24 protein-coding genes and 1 tRNA gene are annotated in these 24,318 nt (G+C 69.9%); 7 read left to right on the top strand and 18 right to left on the bottom strand.

Translation table 11 applies throughout. From position 1 onward, the window contains the following. Nucleotides 1-190 precede the first annotated feature (190 nt). Nucleotides 191-457 carry an SHOCT domain-containing protein gene (locus EZM51_RS09715; protein WP_136708045.1) on the top strand — a complete coding sequence of 89 codons (267 nt, stop codon included), beginning with the start codon at nt 191-193 and terminating at the stop codon, nt 455-457. 105 nt (nt 458-562) lie between these two features. After that, nucleotides 563-1,060 carry a pyridoxamine 5'-phosphate oxidase family protein gene (locus EZM51_RS09710; protein WP_136708044.1) on the top strand — a complete coding sequence of 166 codons (498 nt, stop codon included), beginning with the start codon at nt 563-565 and terminating at the stop codon, nt 1,058-1,060. Nucleotides 1,061-1,097: 37 nt separating this feature from the next. Here the strand turns inward: EZM51_RS09710 and EZM51_RS09705 are convergent, their stop codons facing one another. Both EZM51_RS09705 and EZM51_RS09700 read right to left on the bottom strand, forming a co-directional pair. Beyond that, nucleotides 1,098-1,406 carry a hypothetical protein gene (locus tag EZM51_RS09705; RefSeq protein WP_136708043.1) on the bottom strand — a complete coding sequence of 103 codons (309 nt, stop codon included), beginning with the start codon at nt 1,404-1,406 and terminating at the stop codon, nt 1,098-1,100. Between the two features lie 273 nt (nt 1,407-1,679). Next, on the bottom strand, nt 1,680-2,360 hold the full coding sequence (locus tag EZM51_RS09700) for a DUF305 domain-containing protein (protein ID WP_248305561.1): 681 nt from the start codon (nt 2,358-2,360) through the stop codon (nt 1,680-1,682). 239 nt (nt 2,361-2,599) lie between these two features. Between EZM51_RS09700 and EZM51_RS09695 the strand changes: the two genes are divergently transcribed. Beyond that, nucleotides 2,600-3,004, top strand: a complete 405-nt coding sequence (locus EZM51_RS09695; protein ID WP_136708042.1) for a four-helix bundle copper-binding protein — start codon at nt 2,600-2,602, stop codon at nt 3,002-3,004. Nucleotides 3,005-3,609: 605 nt separating this feature from the next. Here the strand turns inward: EZM51_RS09695 and EZM51_RS09690 are convergent. The 3 genes from EZM51_RS09690 to EZM51_RS09680 all read right to left on the bottom strand — a co-directional run bounded on the left by EZM51_RS09690 (nt 3,610) and on the right by EZM51_RS09680 (nt 6,379). After that, nucleotides 3,610-3,681, bottom strand: a tRNA-Gln gene (locus tag EZM51_RS09690). A gap of 180 nt (nt 3,682-3,861) precedes the next feature. Beyond that, on the bottom strand, nt 3,862-5,379 hold the full coding sequence (gene gltX / locus EZM51_RS09685; RefSeq protein ID WP_136708041.1) for a glutamate--tRNA ligase: 1,518 nt from the start codon (nt 5,377-5,379) through the stop codon (nt 3,862-3,864). A gap of 55 nt (nt 5,380-5,434) precedes the next feature. Then, on the bottom strand, nt 5,435-6,379 hold the full coding sequence (locus tag EZM51_RS09680) for a LysR family transcriptional regulator (RefSeq protein WP_248305560.1): 945 nt from the start codon (nt 6,377-6,379) through the stop codon (nt 5,435-5,437). Between the two features lie 82 nt (nt 6,380-6,461). Between EZM51_RS09680 and EZM51_RS09675 the strand changes: the two genes are divergently transcribed. Beyond that, the gene (locus tag EZM51_RS09675) at nt 6,462-7,493 is read left to right on the top strand and encodes an aminotransferase class V-fold PLP-dependent enzyme (protein ID WP_136708039.1); all 1,032 of its coding nucleotides are present in this window, start codon (nt 6,462-6,464) and stop codon (nt 7,491-7,493) included. Nucleotides 7,494-7,518: 25 nt separating this feature from the next. Here EZM51_RS09675 and EZM51_RS09670 read toward each other — a convergent pair whose 3' ends face one another. From EZM51_RS09670 to EZM51_RS09655, 4 genes are read right to left on the bottom strand one after another with little or no spacing between them, the layout of a single operon-like run. Then, on the bottom strand, nt 7,519-8,292 hold the full coding sequence (locus tag EZM51_RS09670; RefSeq protein ID WP_136708038.1) for a fumarylacetoacetate hydrolase family protein: 774 nt from the start codon (nt 8,290-8,292) through the stop codon (nt 7,519-7,521). Then, the gene (locus tag EZM51_RS09665; RefSeq protein WP_136708037.1) at nt 8,289-8,774 is read right to left on the bottom strand and encodes a GNAT family acetyltransferase; all 486 of its coding nucleotides are present in this window, start codon (nt 8,772-8,774) and stop codon (nt 8,289-8,291) included. Before EZM51_RS09665 ends, EZM51_RS09670 begins: the two co-directional genes overlap by 4 nt. Beyond that, the gene (locus EZM51_RS09660) at nt 8,774-9,892 is read right to left on the bottom strand and encodes a branched-chain amino acid aminotransferase (protein ID WP_136708036.1); all 1,119 of its coding nucleotides are present in this window, start codon (nt 9,890-9,892) and stop codon (nt 8,774-8,776) included. The genes EZM51_RS09665 and EZM51_RS09660 overlap by 1 nt, the downstream gene beginning before the upstream one ends. A gap of 11 nt (nt 9,893-9,903) precedes the next feature. Further along, complete coding sequence (locus EZM51_RS09655; RefSeq protein WP_136708035.1) at nt 9,904-10,977, bottom strand: 3-isopropylmalate dehydrogenase; 1,074 nt, start codon at nt 10,975-10,977, stop codon at nt 9,904-9,906. Nucleotides 10,978-11,115: 138 nt separating this feature from the next. On the opposite strand from EZM51_RS09655, the gene EZM51_RS09650 reads away from it, so the two are divergent. After that, nucleotides 11,116-11,379, top strand: a complete 264-nt coding sequence (locus EZM51_RS09650) for a DUF6458 family protein (RefSeq protein WP_136708034.1) — start codon at nt 11,116-11,118, stop codon at nt 11,377-11,379. 96 nt (nt 11,380-11,475) lie between these two features. Here EZM51_RS09650 and EZM51_RS09645 read toward each other — a convergent pair whose 3' ends face one another. Continuing rightward, complete coding sequence (locus tag EZM51_RS09645) at nt 11,476-13,059, bottom strand: MFS transporter (RefSeq protein ID WP_136708033.1); 1,584 nt, start codon at nt 13,057-13,059, stop codon at nt 11,476-11,478. 77 nt (nt 13,060-13,136) lie between these two features. Here EZM51_RS09645 and EZM51_RS09640 point away from each other — a divergent pair, with 77 nt between their 5' ends. After that, nucleotides 13,137-13,703 (top strand): TetR/AcrR family transcriptional regulator, encoded by a 567-nt coding sequence (locus EZM51_RS09640; RefSeq protein ID WP_136708032.1) that lies wholly within the window; start codon nt 13,137-13,139, stop codon nt 13,701-13,703. 12 nt (nt 13,704-13,715) lie between these two features. Here the strand turns inward: EZM51_RS09640 and serA are convergent, their stop codons facing one another. The 4 genes from serA to EZM51_RS09620 form a co-directional block, all read right to left on the bottom strand. Then, nucleotides 13,716-15,305: a phosphoglycerate dehydrogenase gene (gene serA / locus EZM51_RS09635; protein ID WP_136708031.1), complete on the bottom strand. Its 1,590-nt coding sequence runs from the start codon at nt 15,303-15,305 to the stop codon at nt 13,716-13,718. Between the two features lie 191 nt (nt 15,306-15,496). Further along, complete coding sequence (locus tag EZM51_RS09630; RefSeq protein WP_136708030.1) at nt 15,497-15,904, bottom strand: hypothetical protein; 408 nt, start codon at nt 15,902-15,904, stop codon at nt 15,497-15,499. Nucleotide 15,905: 1 nt separating this feature from the next. Next, complete coding sequence (locus tag EZM51_RS09625) at nt 15,906-16,346, bottom strand: hypothetical protein (protein WP_136708029.1); 441 nt, start codon at nt 16,344-16,346, stop codon at nt 15,906-15,908. A gap of 56 nt (nt 16,347-16,402) precedes the next feature. Further along, nucleotides 16,403-18,283, bottom strand: coding sequence for a 5'-nucleotidase C-terminal domain-containing protein (locus EZM51_RS09620; RefSeq protein ID WP_136708028.1), 1,881 nt, complete (start codon nt 18,281-18,283; stop codon nt 16,403-16,405). Nucleotides 18,284-18,393: 110 nt separating this feature from the next. Between EZM51_RS09620 and merB the strand changes: the two genes are divergently transcribed. After that, nucleotides 18,394-19,065, top strand: coding sequence for an organomercurial lyase (gene merB, locus EZM51_RS09615; protein WP_136708027.1), 672 nt, complete (start codon nt 18,394-18,396; stop codon nt 19,063-19,065). Nucleotides 19,066-19,136: 71 nt separating this feature from the next. Here the strand turns inward: merB and ilvC are convergent, their stop codons facing one another. The 4 genes from ilvC to ilvD form a co-directional block, all read right to left on the bottom strand. Next, entirely contained in the window at nt 19,137-20,165 is a 1,029-nt protein-coding gene (gene ilvC, locus EZM51_RS09610; protein WP_136708026.1) for a ketol-acid reductoisomerase, read from the bottom strand. Between the two features lie 92 nt (nt 20,166-20,257). Then, a complete protein-coding gene (gene ilvN / locus EZM51_RS09605; protein ID WP_136708025.1) occupies nt 20,258-20,767 on the bottom strand; it encodes an acetolactate synthase small subunit in 510 nt (169 codons plus the stop codon). Between the two features lie 2 nt (nt 20,768-20,769). Beyond that, the gene (locus EZM51_RS09600; RefSeq protein ID WP_136708024.1) at nt 20,770-22,572 is read right to left on the bottom strand and encodes an acetolactate synthase large subunit; all 1,803 of its coding nucleotides are present in this window, start codon (nt 22,570-22,572) and stop codon (nt 20,770-20,772) included. Nucleotides 22,573-22,613: 41 nt separating this feature from the next. Next, nucleotides 22,614-24,308 (bottom strand): dihydroxy-acid dehydratase, encoded by a 1,695-nt coding sequence (ilvD, locus tag EZM51_RS09595; RefSeq protein WP_136708023.1) that lies wholly within the window; start codon nt 24,306-24,308, stop codon nt 22,614-22,616. Nucleotides 24,309-24,318: the final 10 nt, after the last annotated feature.

Raw genomic sequence — 24,318 nt, 5'->3', positions numbered from 1 at the left:
CTTCTCGTGCCTGGAGGTCGGCAACCCAATGATCAATCGATCCGCGCACCGTCGCGCCAGGGAGCGTCCTCACGACCGGTGAGCACTGGTCCCGTAGGACCCGCTCATCATCGGGTCGAAATACCCTGTCGCGACCGCCGCGCGGCCGGTTTACTGGAGGAGTGGTCATTATCTGAGGGAGGTTCAGCTGATGATGTGGGACTACGGGTACGGGGCCTGGTGGATGTGGATCCCCGCAGTACTGGTGCCGCTGCTGATCGTTGCGGGCATCGTCGTGGCCATCGTCTTCGCGGTGCGAGCAACGAGAACGGGCAGCCATCCTTCCGCCGGATGGGGTCAGACTGAAACCGACTCGGCGCGCCGGATACTGGAGGATCGGCTCGCCAACGGCGAGATCACGCCGGATCAATTCCGAGAACTGCTTGAGACCCTTGAAGCGGGTCGTCGCAAGCGTTGACGCAGTCGCCCACTCGACGCGCTACTGCCGGCCACGCCACTGCCAGGAACCGAGGCAACGACCTTGACTCGCCAAGCTGACCACGGCGGTGCCCGAGTGACGCCGATGATCGTGGTCAAGCAGATCCGTCGGCAGCACTTCGCGGTGCTCTCCACGGTTGGGCGGGACGGAGCCCCGCACTCCGCCGGCGTGAGTTACGGCTCCACACGCCCCGGCGATCCCTTCGCCCTCTATGTCATGACCCGCCGCCACCTGCTGAAAGCGCGCAACATCGCATCGGACCCGCGAGTGTCAGTGGTGATCCCTGTCCCACGACCCGCGCTCACGTTCCTTCCACCCGCGACCATCCAGATACACGGGCGAGCAGAGTTGCTGAACTGGGACGATGCCCAAGGAACCGGGGTGTTCGAGAAATTCTGGATGGGACGCCGCGTCCTCCAGGGCTACCGGCGGGCGCGAGAAAACGGCGAGACCCGAGTCTGCTTCGTGAAGATCATCCCCGACCCGAAGGTGCACACATACATGGTCGGCTCCAACATCTGGCAGCTCCGGCGAAACATGGAAGCCGGCGCCGGCAACATCTCTCTTGACCCACGACGCTGATCGCCGGGACGTCGTCGTATTTTGCCGACGAGATGAGCTACACACGTTCGCGGAGGGCACGCTCGAGCTGCGTTCGGGTAGGCGCCCCAGCCAAGCCTGTCTCAGTGAGATAGACCCGACAGGCGAGATCAGTGCTTCGCCCATCAGATGGGAACAGGTCCTCGCCATCGACGGCAATTGTCGGCGAGCCCGCAAAACCAGAGCGCACAGCGTCACGCTCGGTTCGGATCAGGACACAGTCGACCGGCACGTCAGCAAAACCGATCCCGTCGAGCGCCTGCCTCATCCGCGCTCGTGTCTCTTCCCAGTTGGTGCACTCGTCGATATGCAGCACCTGAACCTTCACGCACTCATTCTCGCTCTCCCCACTCGTCACGGCGCCGCGAGGACGCAACGAACGCGCATCCCGGACCCCTCAGGTCTTGATCAACGCGACCTAACAACGTGAAGCCGGGTGGCGCAGGCCACGGGTGCTATGGCGAGGTCGGTTCGACCGATCCTCACTGCTCGGGCCTTGGAAGTACGTCCGGTCCGGCTGAGCGCGACCAACTTCATGATCGCGTTCGAGTCGCAGCCGCCACTCACAGCCGACCGCCACGAGCCGTCGATAGTGTCGCCGCTACTCGGCGGGACAGGTCCGATCGGCGGCTCGGGTGAAATCGGGCACGGCCCGATCCTCGGCTTCCTGAGCGGTCGCCGCGACGCCGTTCTCCTGGATGTCGCGGATGAGCCAGTCCATCTCCTCGATCTCACGCCGCTGCGCTTCACTGATCTCGACGGCGAGCTCGCACACGCGCACGTCCTCGTTCTGGAAGCGCTCCGCGCGCGTGATCGCGAGCGAGTGGTGCGGGATCATCGCCCGCATGAAGGAGGTGTCGTCGACCGTGACCTGGCTGCGATCCAGAGCGATGCCGCCGCCGATCAGGAGCACGCTGGCCGCGACCACGGCGATGTTGCCCTTCACACTCTTGTACATGCCGAGCATCCACCCGAGCATGACCAGGCCCATCGTGCCGCCCATCGTGACCGTCATGAACACGCGGCTCTGACTGAAGCGGACGTGGCTCCACTCCCACGAGCCCATGAACATCACCCAGTACATGACCACCATCGCGGTGAGGATCATCGCCCCGAACCGCAGGTACATCTTCAGCGTCTGATTCGACTGGCGCCCGTCATCCTTGCCGGATTCCGCGGTGTTCGCCTGGCCCTGCCCGTCCTGACCCTGCTCGCCCTGTTGCTGCGATTCCTGCTGCTGCCGTTCCTGCTGCTGCCGGTCTGCGCTCGGATTCGTGGACATACTGCTCGAACCTCCTCACTTGTCTCTCGTTCCAACGCGATCAGGCCGGCGCCGCCGCGGCAAGGGCGTTGCGTCGCAATGGCGAGGTCTGATACCCGGCCGGTATCCATCACGGCGCGAGGACGGGCCGGTGGTCGCAACTTGTCAACCCGTGGAGACGCGCGGCCGCGCTCCGTACCGTCGCACGCAATGGAAGCTCCGAAGGGAATGGAGCTCCACGCAACGAATGGAGAAGTCTCGTGTCAACGATCGAAGAGATGCTGCGCACCTATCCCAAGGACCTCGGCGACATCGACCAAGCCACGCTCACCGACTGCATCGCCGCGTGTCTCGAGTGCAGCCAAGCCTGCACGGCGTGTGCCGACGCATGTTTGAGCGAGGACATGGTCGCCGAGCTGACCAAGTGCATCCGAACCAACCTCGACTGCGCGGACCTCTGCGCGACGACGGCCAACGTGCTGTCGCGACACACCGGGTACGACGCCAACATCACCCGAGCAACGCTCGAAGCGTGCCGCACCGCGTGCGCCGCCTGCGCGGACGAATGCGAGCGTCATGCCGAGATGCATGAACACTGCCGGGTCTGTGCCGAAGCATGCCGGCGCTGCGAGCAGGCCTGCGCCGAACTCCTCGGGAGCCTGTGAGCGCAACGTCGGCACATCGCTCGAACTGAAAGGACGGCGATTCCCGCGTCCTCACCGGTCAAGTGATGGCGATCCTCCACAGGACCGTCGGGGAGGATGAGGTCAGGGATCTTGGGATCGCCGTAGCGGATGCCCAGCTACTCTGTCACCCGCGTCGTTCACGCCCGCGTTGGTCAAGGATGCATGCCCAGGACTGCTCGAGCCATCGCTCGACGCCCTCCGCGATCGTGTTCTCCGGGGTGAGTCCGTGCGGCGCGGGCGGCTTCCTCAGTGTCGCCGCTGGCCCGGACCCGCTGTAGGCCCCCTGTGTCGTCCCTGGTGGCGCCACGAGCCTGGTAGCGACCATTTGCGAGACGGTTGACGCTGATCTTGCCCATCTCGCCTGCCGGGAGCTGTGGTCTGCCCATGTCGCTGATCGCCCACACGAGCCGAGCCCGCAACAGCCCGACGATGTCGGGACAGCGCCGTAGCGATCGGTAGGACCGGTCGCAGAGGATGCGTCGAAGAGGGTTCTGGTCCCGTTTCTGGTCTTTCGACCCGGAACGGGACGGGCTGGGAGGATGGGCAAAGGGTGACTTTGCCGCGAAATCCTGCGCCTCTTACTGCTGGGGTACCTGGACTCGAACCAAGAACAACTGAACCAGAATCAGCCGTGTTGCCAATTACACCATACCCCAATGGCCGGAAACCGAAGTCCCGGGCCGACATGCAACTCTAGCCTACGCGAGGCGGCCCGGCCAAACTGAGCGGGCCTCGCCGAAGGCCCGCCGGATGCCCCGCCTCGACGCCGAGCGTGCAGTCGCCGCCCTCCGCGGGGCAGCATGTGCACCCTCGACGAGAGGCACGCAGTCGGCTCGCTACCCGAGCCGCGCCGCGAGCCGCTCGATGCGCTCCAACGAGTCGATCTTGCCGAGGATCTGCATCGACTCGAAGAGCGGCGGCGACACGCGTCGCCCCGAGATCGCGGTGCGCACCGGGCCGAACGCGACGCGCGGCTTCAACCCGAGCCCGTCGACGAGCGCGTCGCGCAGCGCCTCCTCGATCTCGGCGTGGCCCCACGCCTCGGCGGGCAGCCGGTCGAGCGCCTCGCGCGCCGCGGCGAGCACGGCGGGCGCGTCGGCGGGCAGGCCCGCGAGCGCGTCGTCGTCGTACGCCAGCCCCGCGGCATCCGTGAACAGGAAGCCCAGCATGCCGGGCGCCTCGCCGAGCAGCCCGATGCGCTCCTGCACGAGGGGTGCCGCCTCGGCGAGCACGGCCTCCTGCGCCGGCGTGATGGGCGTGTCGATCACGCCCGCGGCCTGCAGGTAGGGCACCGTGCGCTCGGCGAAGTCGGCCGTGTCGAGGAGCCGGATGTGGTCGCCGTTGATCGCCTCGGCCTTCTTCAGGTCGAACCGGGCCGGGTTCGGGTTCACGTCGGCGACGTCGAACCTTTCGACGAGCTCGTCGCGGCTGAACACGTCGCGATCGGCCGCGAAGCCCCAGCCGAGGAGCGCGAGGTAGTTCAGGAGCCCCTCGGGGATGAATCCGCGGTCGCGGTGGTGGAAGAGGTTCGACTCGGGGTCGCGCTTGGAGAGCTTCTTGTTGCCCTCCCCCATGACGTAGGGCAGGTGCCCGAAGCGCGGCACGAACGTGGTGACCCCGATGTCGATGAGCGCGTGGTACAGCGCGATCTGGCGCGGCGTCGACGAGAGCAGGTCCTCGCCGCGGAGCGCGTGCGTGATGCCCATCAGCGCGTCGTCGACGGGGTTCACCAGCGTGTACAGCGGCGCCCCGTTCGGCCGCACCACCACGAAGTCGGTGGTCGATCCGGGCGCGAAGTCGATGCGACCGCGCACGAGGTCGTCGAAGCCGAGGTCGAGGTCGTCGGGCACGCGCAGCCGCAGCGCCGGCTGGCGGCCCTCGGCCCGGTACGCCGCCCGCTGCTCGTCGGTGAGGTCGCGGTCGAAGTTGTCGTAGCCGAACTGCTTCGGCCGCCCGGCGGCCTCGTTGCGGGCGTCGATCTCCTCGGCGGTCGAGTAGCTCTCGTAGACGTGCCCGGCGGCCTTCAGCCGCTCGACGACGTCGGCGAAGATGTCGAGCCGCTGCGACTGGCGGTACGGGGCGTGCGGACCGCCCACCTCGATGCCCTCGTCCCAGTCGAGGCCGAGCCACTTCATGGCGTCGACGATCTGCTCGTAGCTCTCCTCGGTGTCGCGCGCCGCATCGGTGTCCTCGATGCGGAAGACGAACGTGCCGCCCGTGTGCCGGGCGTAGGCCCAGTTGAACAGGGCCGTGCGCACGAGGCCGACGTGCGGCGTGCCGGTGGGCGACGGGCAGAAGCGGACACGGATGTCGCTTCCGGTGGCGGTGGTGGTGGGATCAGCTGTCTCGGACATACGCGTCAATCGTATCGACCGACCGGTGACGGGAACGCCGAGGATGCGGGGCCTTTCAGTTCACGGGCAGGAGCCGGCGCACCACGCTGAGCGTCGCGCCGACGGCGGGGACGCGATCGGCGCCGCGAGCGGTGACCAAGTGGAGCGAGCGCACGTCGGCGCGCGCGGTGGGCCGCGTCACGACGCCGGGAGGCCGCGGCGACGAGTCCAGGGCGAGGGACGGCAGCAGGGCCACTCCGAGTCCTTGGGCGACCATGCCCTCGACCGCGACGAAGTTGTCGGTCTCGAAGGCGATGCGAGGGTGGAAGCCCGCGGCATCCGTCAGCTCCAGCAGATGGCCCCGGCAGCGCGGGCACCCGGCGATCCAGTCGTCGTCGGCGAGCGTCGCGAGATCGACGACGTCGGATGCCGTGGCCGGATGCCCCTCGGGCAGCACGAGCTGCATCGGTTCGTCGCAGAATGGGAGCACGTCGAGCCCACGGGCGCTCGCCCGGTGCGGGTCGTCACGGTCGCCGGGGTAGCTGAACGTGATGGCGACATCGGCCCGGTCGGCGCGGACCGCGGCGACCGCCTCGGGCGGTTCCGCCTCGACGTAGGTGACGGTCACGCCCGGATGCTCCGCGGCGAGCGCGGCGATGAGCCGCGGTACGAGCGTGGCCGACGCCGACGGGAACGCCACGAGCCGCACGCGGCCGGCGCGGAGTCCACGGATCTCGGCGAGCTCGCCCGCCGCCGCCTCGAGCACGGTGGTCACGGCTCCCGCGTGCCGCGCGAGCACGCGGCCGGACTGGGTGAGGCGGATACCGCGACCGACGCGCTCGACGAGGGCGATGCCCGTGCGCTCCTCGAACCGGCGCAGCTGCTGGCTCACCGCGGGCTGGCTGTAGCCGAGGGCTTCGGCGGCGGCCGTGAGCGAGCCCTGCTCGGCGACCTGCCCCACGACGCGGATGGTGTGCAGGTCGATCGCCGACGCGAGGTGCTCGATGGACATGTCGGACATGCTCGAATCATAAGCCAATGTCATGAATGTGATCACTCACCTGCTCTTGTCGAATGGATGCCGCGAGCCGGAGACTGGTCGCATGGACTCCCTTCGCGACCGTTTCACTGCCGGACGCGGCTACCTCGCCGCCTGCACGCTGGGCATTCCCACCCACGCCACTCGCGACGCCGTGCAGCGCGACCTCGACCGCTGGGCGGCGGGCTCGGCGAGCGCCCACGACTACTCCGCCACCCTCGAGCGCGCCCGTGGGCACGCCGCCGCACTCCTCGGCGTCGCCCCCCAGCGCGTCGCCACGGGATCGCAGGTCTCGGTGTTCGCCGGCCTCGTCGCCGCCTCCGCCCCGCGCGGCGCCGAGGTGCTCTGCATCGACGGGGACTTCTCGTCGGTCGTGGCGCCGTTCCTCGTCCGCGGCGACCTGCGGGTCCGGCACGTTCCCGGTCACGCGCTGGCCGACGAGGTGACGGATGCCACGTGGCTGGTCGCGTACTCGCTCGTGCAGTCGGCCACCGGGGAGGTCGCCGACGCGGCATCCGTCGCCGCCGCAGCCCGCGACCACGGCGCGCTCACGCTCGTCGACACCACGCAGGCGACCGGCTGGATGCCGACCACCGACCTCGACGCCGACCTCATCGTGTGCCACGCCTACAAGTGGCTCAGCGCCCCGCGCGGCGCCGCCTTCGCCGCGTTCTCCGACCGGGCCGTCGACGAGATCGTGCCCTACACCGCCGGCTGGTACTCGGGCGCCGACCCGTGGACGTCGACCTACGGACCCGACCTGTACCTCGCCGACGACGCGACCAGGTTCGACGTCTCCCCTGCGTGGCATGCGTGGGAGGGCGCCGAGGCCGCACTCGGCTTCGCCGCGTCGCTCGACGCCGACGAGGTGTACCGCCACGACCTCGGCCTGGCCAACGCGTTCCGGGAGCGGCTCGGGCTCGCGGCATCCGACAGCGCCATCGTCACCTGGCCCGACGCCGACGGCGCCGACCTCGCGGCGCTCACGGCAGCGGGCATGACGGCGTCGGGCCGAGCGGGTCGGGCGCGCGTCGCCTTCCACCTGTGGAACGACGAGGAGGACGTCGACCTCGCCGCCGCCGCCGTGGGTCGCTGACGGGCCGGATGCCGCAGCGGCGCGTTCAGCCCGCCGCGCGCACGGGATTCGACAGCGTGCCGAGTCCCGACACCGTGATCTCGACGGTGTCGCCGTCGACGATCGGCCCGACGCCCGCGGGCGTGCCGGTGAGGATCACGTCGCCCGGCAGCAGCGTGAACACGCTCGACGCGTAGGCGACGATCGCGGGGATCGAGTGCACCATGTCGGCGAGGCGTCCGTCCTGTCTGCGCGCCCCGTTCACGCTCGTCTCGATCGTGCCGCGCTCGACGTCGAGCTCGGTGTCGATCACGGGCCCGAGCGGGCAGAACGTGTCGAACCCCTTGGCCCGCGTCCACTGTCCGTCGCGGCGCTGCAGGTCGCGCGCGGTGACATCGTTCGCGATCGTGTACCCGAAGATCACGCCCGGGGCATCCGCCTCGGAGACGTGCTTGGCGATGCGCCCGATGACGACGGCGACCTCGCCCTCGTGCTCCACCCGCTCGCTCTGCCGCGGCAGCACGATGGCGTCGCCCGGTCCGACGACCGAGGTGTTGGGCTTCAGGAAGAGGAGCGGTTCGGCGGGCACGTCGTTGCCCAGTTCGGCGGCGTGGTCGCGGTAGTTGCGGCCGACGGCCACGACCTTCGAACGCGGGATGACCGGGGCGAGCAGCTTCGCCTCGGCGAGCGGCACCCGCTCCCCCGTCGGGTCGTACCCGGCGTACATCGGGTCGGACTTCAGCACGACGAGCTCGTGCTCCTCCTCGTCGACGATGCCGAAGGCGATGGACTCGCCGTGCGAGAAGCGCGCGATCTTCATGGATCCAGCCTAGAGGCGCTCGGCGGGGCCGAGGGCGCATCGGGGATGAGCCGCTTGCCGAGGCTCACGACCTCGTCGAGCCCATACCCGAGCGACCGGTACCACTCGATGACGCCCGAGTTCGTGGATCGCACCTGCAGGTTGAGCTTGGGGCATCCGCGCTCCACCAGGAGGCGCTCGGCCGCGGCCATGAGCCGAGCGCCGACGCCCTCCCCGCGGTGCGACTCGTCGACCGCGAGATAGTTGACCCAGCCGCGGTGCCCGTCGAAGCCGACCATGGCGGTGCCGATGACGGCGGCGCCGGTTCCACCGCCGTCACCCTCCTCCTCGACCACGAGGAACAGCTCGGGCTGCACCGTGAGCTTGCGCTCGATGTCGCGGTACGGGTCGTTCCACGGCACGACGAGACCGGCGGCGCGCCAGAGCGCGATCACCGGCTCGGTGTCGTCACGTCGGAACGGCCGGATGACCGTGCCCGTCATCAGGCGTCGAGCCGCGTCATCCAACCGTGACGGTCCTCGACGCGGCCGTACTGGATGCCGGTGAGCTCCTCGCGGAGCGAGAGCGCGAGCTCCGAGGCCTCGTCGCCGTGGTGCAGGATCTCGAAGTCCTCGGCGAGGAGTCGGCCGATCGGCACGACCACCGCGGCGGTGCCGCAGGCGAAGGCGCCGACGATGTCACCGGATGCCGCGCCCTCGCGCCACTCGGCGAGCGCGATCGGACGCCGCTCGACGACGTGTCCGCGGTCGGCGGCCAGCTGCAGGATGGAGTCGCGCGTGATGCCCTCGAGGATCGAGTCCGACTCGGGCGTGAGGAGGGTGCCGTCGCGTCGGACGAGCACGATGTTCATGCCGCCGAGCTCCTCGAGGTTGCCCGCCGGGTCGAGGAACGCCACCTGCTGGCATCCCTTCTCGTAGGCCTCCGCCTGCGGCAGGAGGCTCGACGCGTAGTTGCCGCCGGTCTTCGCCGCGCCCGTGCCGCCCTTGCCGGCGCGCGCGTACGTCGTCGAGAGCCAGATGTTCACGGGCTCGACGCCGCCCGGGAAGTACGCGGCCGCGGGGCTCGCGATCACGTAGTAGGCGACCTTCTTCGCCGGACGCACGCCGAGGAACGCCTCCTTGGCGAACATGTACGGACGCAGGTAGAGGCTCGTCTCGGCTGCGCTCGGCACCCACGAGCCGTCGACCGCGATCAGCTGCTTGAGCGAGTCGATGAAGTACGACACGGGCAGTTCGGGCAGCGCCATGCGCCGGGCCGAACGCTGCATGCGCGCCGCGTTCTCGTAGGGCCGGAAGCTCCAGATCGAGCCGTCGGCGTGCCGGTACGCCTTCAGGCCCTCGAAGATCTCCTGCGCGTAGTGCAGCACCGCCGCCGCCGGGTCGAGCGGGATCGGCCCGTACGGCGAGACGCGGGGGCGATGCCACCCGCCCTTCTCCGACCAGCAGATGTCGACCATGTGGTCGGTGAAGTGGTTGCCGAAGCCCGGGTCGGCGAGGATCGCCTCGCGGTCGGCGTCGGTGCGTGCGTTCTCGTTGCGCGTGACCGCCCACGTCAGTCCCGCCTCGGAGGGGGTCTGCAGGGTGAGGTTCGTCGTCGTCATGGTGCCTTCCTTCAGATGCGCTGGGTCTCGTGTACGTCGATCCGGGCGACGATCGCGTCGCCGACCTCGGAGGTCGAGCGTCGCACGTCGCCGCGTTCGGCGATGTCGGCGGCGACCGCCCGCTGCACCCTCGCCGCGAGCTCGGGGTGACCCAGGTGGTCGAGGAGCAGCGCGACGGAGAGGATCGCGGCGGTGGGGTCGGCGATGCCCTTCCCGGCGATGTCGGGAGCCGAACCGTGCACCGGCTCGAACATGCTCGGGAACCGGCCGTCGGGGTTGATGTTGCCCGAGGCCGCAAGTCCGATGCCGCCGCTGATCGCGCCGGCCAGATCGGTGAGGATGTCGCCGAAGAGGTTGTCCGTGACGATGACATCGAATCTAGCAGGATCCGTGACGAGGAAGATCGTGGCGGCGTCGACGTGCAGGTAGTCGACCGAGACCTCCGGATACTCGGCGGCCACCGCGTCGACGGTGCGCTTCCAGAGCGCGCCGGCGAAGACGAGCACGTTCGTCTTGTGCACGAGGGTCAGCTTCCGCTTCGGGCGAGCGGATGCCGCGGCGAACGCGTAGCGCACGACGCGCTCGACCCCGTAGGCGGTGTTCACGCTCACCTCGTTCGCGACCTCCGCGGGCGTGCCGACCCGGATCGCCCCGCCGTTGCCGACATACGGACCCTCGGTTCCCTCGCGCACGACGACGAAATCGACCTCGCCCGGGTTCGCGAGCGGGCTGGTCACGCCGGGGTACAGCACCGACGGGCGCAGGTTCACGTAGTGGTCGAGCTCGAACCGGAGCCGGAGCAGGAGTCCGCGCTCGATGTTCGCTCCCGCGAGTCGCGGATCGCCGGGGACGCCGCCCACGGCGCCGAGCAGGATCGCGTCATGCTCCCTGATCGCGGCGAGGTCGTCGTCGGTCAGCACGTCGCCGGTCTCCAGGTAGCGCGCGGCGCCGAGGGAGAAGGGCGTCCGCTCGAAGGCGACCTCGGTGCCGGCGGTCACCGCATCGAGCACCTTGAGCGCCTCTCCGACCACCTCGGGACCGATCCCGTCGCCCGGAATGACCGCGAGCCTGACCGTACCTACCATGGATCCTCCTTCGTGCGCCAGCCCTCCCAGCGTAGTGTCCCGTGCGCGGAGCCGATCGATACACTCGGCCTCAGGACGAGGTATCCGCCTCATCGAAACGCGGCGCGCGCGCCGCCGGAGAGAAAGCAGGACCCGCACATGAGTCTCGGTCTCGGTATCGTGCTCTTCGTCATCGGCGCGATCCTCGCGTTCGCGCTGAACCTCGCGGTCGACTGGATCAACCTCCAGCTCGTCGGCTACATCCTGATGGTCGCCGGTGCGATCGTCATCATCCTCGGCATCGTTCTCCTGGCCCGCCGCCGGCGTTCGGTGACGACCTCGCACACGAGCGTCGACCCGGCCACGGGCGATCGCGTGGTGCGCAACGAGCATTCGACGCCTGAGGATCCCACGACCCTCTGAGCCGTCGCGCGAACGGCCGTCCGGCACCCCCGTCGCGGGGGCGGACGGCCGTTCGGCATTCCACCGGCCGTGCTCGGAGCCGACGACCGACGCCCGTCACTCCCGGCGACCGGGGGCCGGGTTCCGCAGCGAGACCGCCGCCACCGCCGCGGCCGCCAGCATGAGCGCGACGCCGATGAGCGAGGTCACGACGACCCCGGCGTCGAAGGCCAGGGCCGCGGATGCCACGAGCTGGTCGCCGATCGCGCCGGGCATGCCCTCGGCGACCGTGACGGCCCCGGCGAGCGTCTCCCGCGCGGCATCCGCCTCGGCGGCGCTGAGGAACGGCGGCACCACGATGCCGGCGCGGTACTGCGCGGCCAGGATGCCGCCGAGGATCGCCGTGCCGAGCACCGCACCGAGCTCGTAGGCGGTCTCGGAGACGGCCGACGCCGCGCCGGCCTTCGCGGCCGGCGCACTCGAGAGGATGAGCTCGTTGGAGACCGTCTCGGCCGCCCCGATGCCCGCCCCGAGGAGCATGAACGCCGCGACGATGGGCGCGATCGAGTCGGTGGAGGTCGTCAGCGCGATGACGAGGTAGCCCGCGGCCGAAAGCCCCGATGCTGCAGGCACGAGCACGCGCGGAGGCACCCTGCGTGCGATCGGCACCACGGCGAGCCCCGCCACGATCATCGTCACGAGGCCGGGCACGAGCGCGAGACCCGCGTCGACGGGACCCAGACTCGCGATGAGCTGCAGGTGCTGCGACACGAAGTAGAGGAACCCGACGAGGGCGATGACGCTGAGGAGGTTCACCAGCACGGCGCCGCCGAACGATCCCTGACGGAAGAGCCGCACGTCGAGCATGGGCGAGGCGCTGCGGAGCTGGCGGCGCGCGAACCACACGGCGAAGATCCCGCCGGCGATGATCGCCGGCACGCCGAATCCGTCGGCGCCCTCGGTCGCGAGCGACGTGATGCCGTAGACGATCGGGCCCATCGCGGCCAGCGACAGCACGACGCTCACGAGGTCGATCGGCCCGGGCGCCGGATCCCGGCTCTCGGGGATGAGCACGGGCACGAGCACGAGCATGGGCACGAGCACCGGAACGGCGAGGAGGAAGACCGAGCCCCACGCGAAGTGCTCGAGCAGGAGCCCGCCGACGATCGGGCCGAGCGCGCTGCCGGCCGCGAAGCCCGACGCCCAGATCGCGATCGCCAGTCGTCGCTGCTCACGGTCGGTGAAGACCGCACGCAGCAGCGACAGCGTCGAGGGCATGAGCATCGCGCCGAAGAGGCCGAGCGCCGCGCGGGCGGCGATGAGCGCCTCGGCCGTCGGTGCGAACGCCGCCGCGACCGAGAGCACGGCGAAGCCGATCGAGCCGATGAGGAGCACGCGCCGCCGGCCGAATCGGTCGCCGGCGGCGCCCATCGCGACGAGGAGCCCCGCGAGCACGAGCGGGTAGGCGTGGATGATCCAGAGCTGCTGCGCCGCGGTCGGCGCGAGATCGCGCGAGATCGCCGGGAGCGCGAAGCTCAGCACGGTGTTGTCGACCGACACGAGCAGCACCGGCAGCATGAGCACGGCGAGTGCGAACCAGGCGCGTCGCGGTGCACGCACGCGCAGATCGGGACCGGCCGGCCCTGCGGCATCCACCGCGGTCACTGTCGTCGGGGTCGCCTGTTCGATGGTGTGAGTCATCCGTGCATCCATTACTATACCGTCCAGCCGGTATAGTAACACGTCGACGAGGGACGGCGCTCGATACCATCGAGCACATGAGCCGACCTCCCGCCGCGCGTGAAGCGGTGCTCGACGCGTTCGAGCGCATCCTCCTCCACGACGGGGAACGCGCGGCCACCCTCGACGCGACGGCCAGGGCCGCCGGCGTCTCCAAGGGCGGGCTGCTCTACCACTTCGCCTCGCGGGAGGCGCTCATCGAGGGGCTCATCGAGCGCCTCGACACGCTCGTCGAGCGCGACGTGCAGGACATCGAGAACGCGCCCGAGGGCGCCATCGCGTACTTCGTGCGCTCCTCCGTCGCGATGGAGCATCCGCTCGACCGTGCCGTCGTGGCGGCCGCACGGCTCGCGCAGGGCGGCAACGCCGCCGCGGGTCGAGCGATCCGCAACGCCCGGCACCGCTGGTTCGAGGCCATCGGCCGACACGTCGCCGACCCCACGGTGGCGCTCGCCATCACGCTCATCGGCGACGGCCTGTACTACGATTCGGCGCTGCACGGCGAGATCGACGACCTCGGCGTCGACGCGCCGCGGGCATCCGAGATGGACGCCCTGGTCGCCCTCCTCGAGCGGCTCGCGACGGAGCCGCCCACGCCGGGATGAATCGCCGAGCGACTACTCGGTGATGTCGATCTCGACGAGCAACGCGGCGTCGATGGCGGTGCGCACGCGCTCGAGCACCTCGCTCGGCACCGGCGAGTCGACGGTGAGCACGCTGAGCGCCTGCCCCCCGGCCTCGCGACGGGCGATCTGCATGCCGGCGATGTTGATGTCCGCGTCGCCGAACTCGCGTCCGTAGATCGCCACGATCCCGGGGCGGTCGGTGTACTCCATGATGATGTGCGTCGTCGCGATCGGCACCTCGATCTCGTAGCCGTTGATGCCCACGAGCTTCTCGATCTGCTTCGTGCCGGTCAGCGTGCCCGCGACCGAGACCTGCGTGCCGTCGGCGAGCGCACCGCTCAGCGTGATGACGTTGCGGTACTCGGGGCTCTCGGGATCGGTGATGAGGCGCACGTCGATGCCGCGCTGCTCGGCCAGGAGCGGCGCGTTGACGTACGAGACGGTCTCGCTCACCACGTTGGTGAACACGCCCTTGAGCGCGGCGAGCTTCAGGACGCTCACGTCGTAGTCGACGAGCTCGCCGCGCACCTCGACGTCGAGGCTCGTGAGCGGGCCGTGGGCCAGGCCGGCGAACAGCTGCCCGAGCTTCTCCACGAGCGGGATGCCCGGCCGCACGTACGGGTCGATGACCCCGCCCGCCACGTTCACGGCGTCGGGCACGAGCTCGCCCGCGAGCGCGAGGCGCACCGACCGGGCGACCGAGACCCCCGCCTTCTCCTGAGCTTCGTCGGTCGACGCGCCGAGGTGCGGCGTGACGACGACGTTCGGCAGCGACAGCAGGGGCGACTCCTTCGGCGGCTCCGAGACGAAGACGTCGAGGCCGGCGCCCGCGATCGTCTTCGCGACGAGTGCGTCGTGCAGCGCCTCCTCGTCGATGAGTCCGCCACGGGCGACGTTCACGACGAACGCGGTCGGCTTCATCTTCGCGAGCTGCTCCGCGCCGATCATGCCGGTGGTCTCGGGCGTCTTCGGCATGTGGATCGTGATGAAGTCGCTGCGCTCGAGGAGCTCGTCGAGGCTCACCGTCTGCACGCCGAGCTGCTGCGCGCGCGCCGCCGTGATGTACGGGTCGTAGGCGATGACCTCGGTGCCGAACGCCTGCAGCCGCGCCGCGATGAGCGCGCCGATGCGGCCGAGGCCGATGATGCCGACCGTCTTCTCGTAGAGCTCGACGCCGGAGTAGTGCGAGCGCTTCCACTCCCCCTGCGCGAGCGCCGCATGCGCCGCCGGGATGTGCCGGGCGAGGCTCAGGATGTGCCCGACCGTGAGCTCGGCGGCCGAGATGATGTTCGACGTCGGCGCGTTCACGACCATGACGCCCGCGGTCGTCGCGGCCCTGATGTCGACATTGTCGAGGCCGACGCCGGCTCGGGCGATCACCTTGAGCCTGGGTGCCGCGGCGATCGCCTCGGCGTCGACCTTCGTGGCCGAGCGGACGAGGATGGCGTTCGCGTCGGCCAGCGCCGCGAGCAGCGCCGGCCGGTCGGTGCCGTCGACGTTGCGGACCTCGAAGTCGGGCCCCAGGGCTTCGACGGTGGCGGGCGAGAGTTCTTCGGCGATCAGCACGACCGGCTTTGACACGAATCGGATCCTTCGGGGCGACGCGCGCGCTCGGCGCGCTGAAACGGGGTGGGATGCGCCACACGCCGTGGGGGCGCCTACCCGTTCACTCTACTGGAGGCCGCATGCCGCCTCCGTTCTGTGACGTCGGGCGGCGGTCTGCGGCGCGTCGACGGCGTCGGTCTGCGGCACGTCGGCGACGGCCGCCGATGTCACGAGAAGTCGATGCCGCCGAGTTCGAAGAATGCCCCGAGGTCGAGGGTCAGCACCTGCACGAGCGCGTATCCGGCCAGGAAGAGCACGACCTGCGCGAGCGGACCGCGGCGGTACCCCAGCCAGAAGGCGAGCGCGTAGACGATGAGCGGCACGAGGAGCGCCGCGATGAGCAGGGCGACGCCGACGCCCGCGAGCGAGACGCCCAGGTCGCCGACCATGAGCGACACGCCCACGAGATCGCGCACGGCCTCCCACACGTCGTAGGCGTACAGCACGCCGAAGACCGCGGCGATCGTGACCGCCAGCCAGAGCGGCGTCGCCGGGCGCGGCGCGGCTCCGGATGCCCCGGCCGCGCCGGCCGAACCGGCGCCCGCGTCACCTGCGGGAAGGGATGCCTCGGTCATCTCAACCTCGCAGCAGGAACGGGACGGGCACGAGGACGATGGCCCCCGCGATGAGCCAGAGAAGGCGTGCGCGACGGTGCTGCGAGGCGAGCCACAGCGCAGCGCCGAACCACAGCGCCGGTGCCGCCACGGCGAACCACGTGCCGAACCCGTACATGAACTGCGCCACGGGGTCGGCGAGCACGGGTGCGGGTCGGGATGCCGTGATCAGCCAGCCGATCGAGTACAGCAGGTAGACGCCGCCGAGCACCCCGAGCATGACGAGCTCGGCCGATCCCGGCTGGCTCGGGACATCCTTCGTGGCGGCCTGGCCGGCGGCGTCGGGTTCGTCTGCCGCACCCTCCAGCGGCACCGGACTGCCCACCGTCTTCCAGCCGGGCGCGAGCGTCGGATCGTCGTCGCCCTCCCATCGCAGGGCGTCGTCGTCGGAGTCGCGGGCCATGCGACCAGACTAGCCAGTCGGACGGCCCGCCACCCCGCGTCACCTCGGGCCGGTGATCAGAACACGGGCGTCCCGTTCCGCACGAGCCGCCAGTTCTCGACGTGGAAGTCCGCCGGGTCGATCGTGCCCTGCGCCGACGCGTACGCCACGATCGCCTCGCGAATCGCGACCTGGGCGTTGTACACGACCGGTGCCGAGGCGATGTGCGGGAACCCGCCGCCGCCCGACTGGCGGTAGTTGTTGACCGCCACCAGGAACTGCTGATCGTCGGCCACCGGCACCCCCTCGTACGAAAGACCGACGATGCGCGAGCCGACCGGCTGCGAGATGTCGATGCCGTAGTCGACGCCCGAGAACTGGTCGTAGTTGTAGTCGGGCGTGGTCGGCGAATCGGGGTTCGGCCACGGCGCGTTGGTCCAGGCCGCCGGATCGACCGGGGCGTCGGGCGCGACCTGCTTGAAGTACTTCGCCGAGAACTCCAGGTACTCCTTGATCTGCGCGCCGGTCAGCACCGAGGCCAGCAGCGTGTTGTCGTAGATGTAGAGCCCGGCGACGTCCTTGATCGTGACGGGACCAGCCGGGAAGCTGGCGGCCCGGTTGAAGGGCGCGGCGATCGAGACGATCGGCAGGGCCGCCTCGGGGCTGCCCGCGACCGCAGCCGCCACGGTGGCCGTCTGCACCTCGTTGACGTAGTCGAGGATCGCCGTGTCCTTCCAGCACGCCTCGGCCGCAGACATCGCCTCGGTCGAGTTCGCGACCGGGGTGTTCATGTACGTCACCACGGCGTCGTGCTGGTCGCGCACGAGGGCGACGAAGGCCGGGTCGTCGACGACGGTGTTCGTGTTCACCGTCATCGCCTGGCTCTGCGCGACCCGCCAGTGACCCCGGACGAACTCCAGACGGAGGTCGAACACGCTGACCCGCTGGCCCCAGTTCTTCGGCTCGCTCATGACGACCTGCGCGCCGGTCTCGGCGTTCGTGACGAAGCGCTCCGGCACGTCGCGGTGCGCGTGGCCGAAGAGGATGGCGTCGATCCCGGGCACCTGCTCGGCGACGAGCGCGGCCGCGTTCTCGACCGGCAGGTCGCCCGAGTACGACGACGTGCCGCTGTCGCCCGAGTGCGCGCTCACCACGACGATGTCGGCGCCCTCGGCGCGCATCACGGGAACCCAGCGAGCGGCCGCCTCGACGAGCCCCTGCACCTCGAGTTCGCCCTCGACGTTCGCCTTGTCCCAGATCACGACGCCGGGGTTCGTGAGCCCGAGCACACCCACCCTGATCGGCGGGCGCCCCTTCACCTTCATCCGCTTGATGGCATACGGGCGGAACCTCGGCACCTTCGTGCCGGCGTGCACGGCGTTCGCCGCGAGCGCCGGTGCCTCCATCTGCGAGATCCAGTTGTCGAGGAACGCCAGACCGTAGTTGAACTCGTGGTTGCCGAGCGCGACGGCGTCGTAGCCGAGGGCGTTCATCTGGGCGGCCATCGGGTGGATCGCGCCCGTCTCCGTGACCGGCTCCACCGTGGCGTAGTAGAAGCCGAGCGGCGTGCCCTGGATGGTGTCGCCCGCGTCGAACAGCAGCGTGCGCTCGGGACCGCGGTCGGCGCGGATCTGGTTCACGACGCTGGCCACCCTCGCGAGACCCACGGCGTTGCCCGCGCTGTCGCTGTAGGTCGCGTCCCGGTAGTAGTCCCAGTTCACGACGTTCGTGTGCAGGTCGGAGGTGCCCATGATCGTGATGGTCACGGTCGAGTCGCCGGGTGCGGCCTGGGCCGGGCCCGACCATCCGACGGCTGCGAGGGCACCGGCCGCGGAGGCACCGATGAGGACGTTGCGTCGGGAGATTCCGGATGCCGCGGGCTCGACGTCATCGTCGGGCACCCTGCAGGAACACCAGCGTGGAGTGGGGTCGGTGTGGCGGTGTCGGAGTTCGCTCATGGAACCACATGCGACCACAGTCGGAGCCCTCGGAGCAAGGGTTCGGGCGTGCTCATTCGAGCACGCGCCCGGCGCTGGATCGCGCGCCCGATGTGGAGCATGCTCGGACCATGACCGATCGCGACGAGAACGTGCGCCTGGCCGTGTATTCCTCCCTCGCCGGCACCGGCCGGATGCCGTCCGTGACCGAACTCGGCGAACGGACCGGGCTCTCCGCTGCGGAGGTCGTCGAGGCGATGGACGAATTGGCGGCACGGCGCCACCTGGTGTTCGACGGCGACCATGAGGTCGTGCTCGCCCACCCGTTCGCGACGAGGAACTTCGCGTTCTCGGTGATGGGTCGCCACACCCTCTGGTGGGGCGGCTGCGCCTGGGACGCGTTCGCGATCCCGAACCTCGTGCCCGAGGAGCCCTCCGCGCTCGTCGCGACGACGTGCCCGGCGTGCGGCACGGCGCACTCGTGGACGGTCACGAACGCCCACCCGCCCGCGGGCACGCAGGTGGCCCACTTCCTGGTGCCGATGGCCCGCGCCTGGGATGACGTGGTGCACACCTGCGAGAACCAGCGGGTCTTCTGCACCGAGGCCTGCGTCGACCGTTGGCTCGGCGAGACCGGGAACGAGCGCGGCGCGGTGTTCGATCTCGCCACGCTCTGGCGTCTCGCGTCGAAGTGGTACGCGGGCCGGCTCGACTCGCCCTACCGGCGCCGCGAACCGAAGGAGGCCCACGAGTACTTCGCGAGCGTGGGACTGGTGGGGCCGTTCTGGGGCAACGCACCCTGACGCGCCGAACGGCGGGGCCGGCCGAAGCCGACCCCGCCGCGCAGGAGTTCAGGTGGACAGATCGACTCGCGTCAGCGAGCGACCTCGCCGTCCACGTAGTCGTCGTCGTTCGACGCGTTCCACGCGAACAGCTTGCGCAGCTCGCGGCCGGTCGCCTCGATGGGGTGCGCCTCGCCCTTCGCCCGCAGCGCGAGGAACTCGGGGGCACCGGCATCCTGGTCGGCGATGAACCGCTCGGCGAACGCGCCCGACTGGATGTCGGCGAGCACGGCCTGCATGTTCTCCTTGACGTGCGGGTCGATGACGCGGGGACCCGAGACGTAGTCGCCGTACTCGGCGGTGTCGGAGACCGACCAGCGCTGCTTGGCGATGCCGCCCTCCCACATGAGGTCGACGATGAGCTTGAGCTCGTGGAGCACCTCGAAGTACGCGACCTGCGGCTGGTAGCCGGCCTCGGTGAGCACCTCGAAGCCGTACTGCACCAGCTGCGACACGCCGCCGCAGAGCACGGCCTGCTCGCCGAACAGGTCGGTCTCGGTCTCCTCGGTGAAGGTGGTCTTGATGCCGCCCGCGCGCAGGCCGCCGATGGCCTTCGCGTACGAGAGGGCGAGGGGCCAGGCGTTGCCCGAGGCATCCTTCTCGACGGCGACGATCACGGGCACGCCGCGACCGGCCTCGTACTCGCGGCGAACGGTGTGGCCGGGGCCCTTCGGGGCGACCATCAGCACGTCGACGCCCTCGGGCGGCGTGATGTAGCCGAAGCGGATGTTGAAGCCGTGGCCGAAGACGAGGGCCTTGCCCTCGGCCAGGTTCGGTTCGACGTCGTCCGCGTAGAGGTGGCGCTGCACCTGGTCGGGCGCGAGGATGACGATGACGTCGGCCCACGCGGATGCCTCGGCGGCGCTCTTCACCTCGAAGCCGGCCTCCTCGGCCTTCGGCCTCGACTTCGAACCCTCCTTGAGGCCGATGACGACCTCGACGCCCGAGTCGCGCAGGTTCTGCGCGTGCGCGTGGCCCTGCGAGCCGTAGCCGATGACCGCCACCTTCTTCCCCTGGATCAGGGCGAGGTCGGCGTCCTTGTCGTAGTAGATCTCAGCCATGTGCTGTTCTTTCTCCTTGATTCCGGTCCCTGAGCCTGTCGAAGGGACGTGTTCGTGCGTTGTTCCCTTCGACGAGCTCGGGGAACGGATGGTCAGCCCTTGAAGACGCGCTCGGTGATCGACTTGCCGCCGCGACCGATCGCGAGGAGACCCGACTGGGCGATCTCCTTGATGCCGTACGGCTCGAGCACCCTCAGGAGGGCGTTGGTCTTGCCGCTGTCGCCCGTGACCTCGATCACGAGCGCGTCGGTCGAGACGTCGACGACGCGAGCGCGGAAGAGGTTCACCGCTTCGAGCACCTGCGACCTGGTCGCGTTGTCGACGCGCACCTTGATGAGCAGGTGTTCGCGCTGCACGGACTGCGCCGGGTCGAGCTCCACGATCTTGATGACGTTGATGAGCTTGTTGAGCTGCTTCGTGACCTGCTCCAGGGGCAGGTCCTCCACGTCGACGACCACCGTGATGCGGGAGAGCCCGGCGATCTCGGTGTGGCCCACGGCGAGCGACTCGATGTTGAACCCGCGGCGGGCGAAGAGCCCGGCCACCCGCGTGAGCAGGCCCGGCTTGTCCTCGACGAGGAGGGAGAGCACGTGTGTCGACATGGTCAGTCCTCCTCGCTGAATGCCGGCGAGTGATCGCGGGCGTACTGGATGTAGCTGTTCGACACGCCCTGCGGCACCATCGGCCACACCATGGCGTCGGCGGACACGACGAAGTCGATGACGACGGGTCGGTCGTTCGTCTCGAGCGCGAGCTTGATCGCGGCGTCGACCTCCACCTCCTTGGTGACGCGGATGCCGAGCGCACCGTACGATTCGGCCAGCTTGACGAAGTCGGGGATGCGCACCGTGTCGTGGCCCGTCTGCAGGTCGGTGTTGGAGTACCGGCCGTCGTAGAACAGGGTCTGCCACTGGCGCACCATGCCGAGCGACGAGTTGTTGATGATCGCGACCTTGATCGGGATGTCGTTCAGGGCGCACGTCGCGAGCTCCTGGTTCGTCATCTGGAAGCAGCCGTCGCCGTCGATCGCCCAGACGACGCGGTCGGGTTCGGCGACCTTCGCGCCCATGGCTGCGGGCACCGCGTAGCCCATGGTGCCGGCGCCGCCCGAGTTCAGCCACGAGTTCGGACGCTCGTACTTGATGAACTGCGCGGCCCACATCTGGTGCTGCCCGACGCCGGCGGCGTAGACGCCCTCGGGGCCGGTGAGCTCGCCGATGCGCTCGATCACGTACTGCGGCGCGAGGAGGCCGTCGCTGGGCTGGGTGTAGCCGAGCGGGAACTCCGAGCGGAGGCCGTCGAGCGTCGCCCACCACTCCTCGAGGTCGGGCTTCTCGGCGGCCGTGGCGTTGCGATACCCGGCGAGCAGGTCGACGAGTACGTCCTTCAGGTCGCCCACGATGGGCACGTCGGCCGTGCGGATCTTGGAGATCTCGGCCGGGTCGATGTCGACGTGCACGACCTTCGCGTCGGGCGCGAAGAGCGCCGACTTGCCCGTGACGCGGTCGTCGAAGCGGGAGCCGAGGGCCACGAGCAGGTCGGCCTCCTGCAGCGCGAGCACGGCGGGCACGGTGCCGTGCATGCCGGGCATGCCCAGGTGCTGCTCGTGCGAGTCGGGGAACGCGCCCCGCGCCATGAGCGTCGTCACGACCGGCGCACCGGTGGCTTCGGCGAGGGCGAGGAGCTCCTCTGACGCGCGCGCCCGGATGATGCCGCCGCCGACGTAGAGCACGGGGCGCTTCGCCTCGGCGAGCAGCTGCGCCGCCGCGGAGACCTGCTTGCCGTGCGCCTTGGTGATGGGACGGTACCCGGGCAGCTCGACCTTCGGCGGCCAGCGGAACTGGAACGTCGCCTGCTGGGCGTCCTTCGTGATGTCGACGAGCACGGGGCCGGGCCGACCGGTGGTGGCGATGTGGTACGCCGCCGCGATGGTGGCGGGGATCTCCTCGGCGCGCTTCACGAGGAACGAGTGCTTCGTGATGGGCATCGTGATGCCGACGATGTCGGCCTCCTGGAAGGCGTCGGTGCCCATGAGGTTCGAGAACACCTGGCCGGTGATCGCGAGGATCGGCACCGAGTCCATGTGCGCATCGGCGATGGCGGTGACGAGGTTCGTCGCGCCCGGCCCCGAGGTCGCGATCGCGACGCCGAGCTTGCCGGAGGACGAGGCGTAGCCCTCGGCCGCGTGCCCGGCGCCCTGCTCGTGGCGCACGAGGATGTGGCGCAGCTTGCGGCTGTCGAGCAGCGGGTCGTAGACGGGGAGGATCGCGCCGCCCGGCAGCCCGAAGACGTCGGTGATGCCGAGCATCTCGAGCGAGCGGACGACCGCCTCGGCACCCGTGAGCTCCACGGGCGCGCCTGGCGGCACTGGGGCGGGCGACGGCACGGGTGTCGATTCCGTGGTCATTCGGTTCCTGTTCTGTGGACGGTGTGCGGGAGGCGCGACACTCAGCCCGTCGTGGCGCCTTCGGCGGCGGAACGCACGAGCTTCGAGTACTTCGCGAGGACGCCACGGGTATAGCGCGGAGGAAGCGGAGCCCAGCCTTCACGGCGGGCAGCCAGCTCGGCATCGTCGACCAGTAGGTCGATGGAACGAGCTGCGATATCGACCCGTATGAGATCACCATCGCGCACGAAGGCGATGGGACCTGCGTCCACCGCTTCGGGTGCCAGATGGCCGATGCACAGGCCGGTTGTGCCGCCTGAGAATCGACCGTCAGTCAAGAGTAGTACATCTTTTCCGAGGCCTGCCCCCTTGATGGCCGCCGTGATGGCGAGCATCTCGCGCATGCCGGGGCCGCCCTTCGGGCCCTCGTAGCGGATCACCACGACGTCGCCGTGCGTGATCTCGCCGGCGGTCAGCGCGTCCATCGCGGCGCGCTCGCGCTCGAAGACCCGGGCGGGCCCTTCGAACGTCGCGGCGTCGAAGCCCGCGGTCTTCACGACCGCACCCTCGGGCGCCAGCGAGCCGTGCAGGATGGTGAGGCCGCCGGTCTCGTGGATCGGGTCGTCGAGGCTGCGAAGCACCTCACCGTCGAGCGGGGGGATGTCCATCTCGGCGAGGTTCTCGGCGAGCGTCTTCCCGGTGACGGTGAGGGCGTCGCCGTGCATGAGCCCCGCGTCCAGCAGCGCCTTCATGAGCACCGGCAGCCCGCCGCGGCGGTCCACGTCGTTCATGACGTACTTGCCGAAGGGCTTCAGGTCGCCCACGTGCGGCACCTTCGCGCCGATGCGGTTGAAGTCGTCGAGCGTGAGCTCGACGTCGGCCTCGCGGGCGATCGCCAGCAGGTGCAGCACGATGTTGGTCGAACCGCCGAGGGCCATGCCGACCGCGATGGCGTTCTCGAAGGCCTTCTTGGTGAGGATCTGCCGCGCGGTGATGCCCTGCTGCAGCAGGTTGACGACGGCCTCGCCCGAGCGGTGGGCGTAGTAGTCGCGTCGGCGGTCGGCGGCCGCGGGCGACGCGGACCCGGGCAGGGACAGCCCGAGCGCCTCGGCGACCGAGGCCATCGTGTTGGCGGTGTACATGCCGCCGCACGCACCCTCGCCGGGCGCGAACGCGCACTCGATGCGCCTGGCGTCCTCCTCGCTCATCTTCCCCGCCTTGACCGCGCCGACGGCCTCGAACGAATCGATGATCGTGATGTCCTTCTCCGTGCCGTCCGAGAGGCGCACCCAGCCGGGCGCGATCGAGCCGGCGTACAGGAACACGGAGGCGAGGTCGAGTCGGGCGGCGGCCATCAGCATGCCGGGGATCGACTTGTCGCAGCCGGCGAGCAGCACCGAGCCGTCGAGGCGCTCCGCCTGCATGACGACTTCGACCGAATCGGCGATGACCTCGCGCGACACGAGCGAGAAGTGCATGCCCTCGTGGCCCATCGAGATGCCGTCGGAGACCGAGACGGTGCCGAACTGCAGCGGGTAGCCGCCCCCGCCGTGCACGCCCTCCTTGGCGGCCTGTGCGAGGCGCCCGAGCGAGAGGTTGCACGGCGTGATCTCGTTCCACGAGCTCGCGATGCCGATCTGCGGCTTGTCCCAGTCGGCATCGCCCATGCCGACGGCGCGGAGCATGCCCCGGCTCGTGGTGGCTTCGATGCCGTCGGTGACGACGCGACTACGGGGCTTGGGATCGAACTCCGACATGCATCCGAGT

The sequence above is a fragment of the Agromyces sp. H66 genome (genome assembly GCF_004959775.1).
Classification (GTDB): Bacteria; Actinomycetota; Actinomycetes; order Actinomycetales; family Microbacteriaceae; genus Agromyces.
This window is presented reverse-complemented; position numbering and strand designations above follow the sequence as displayed.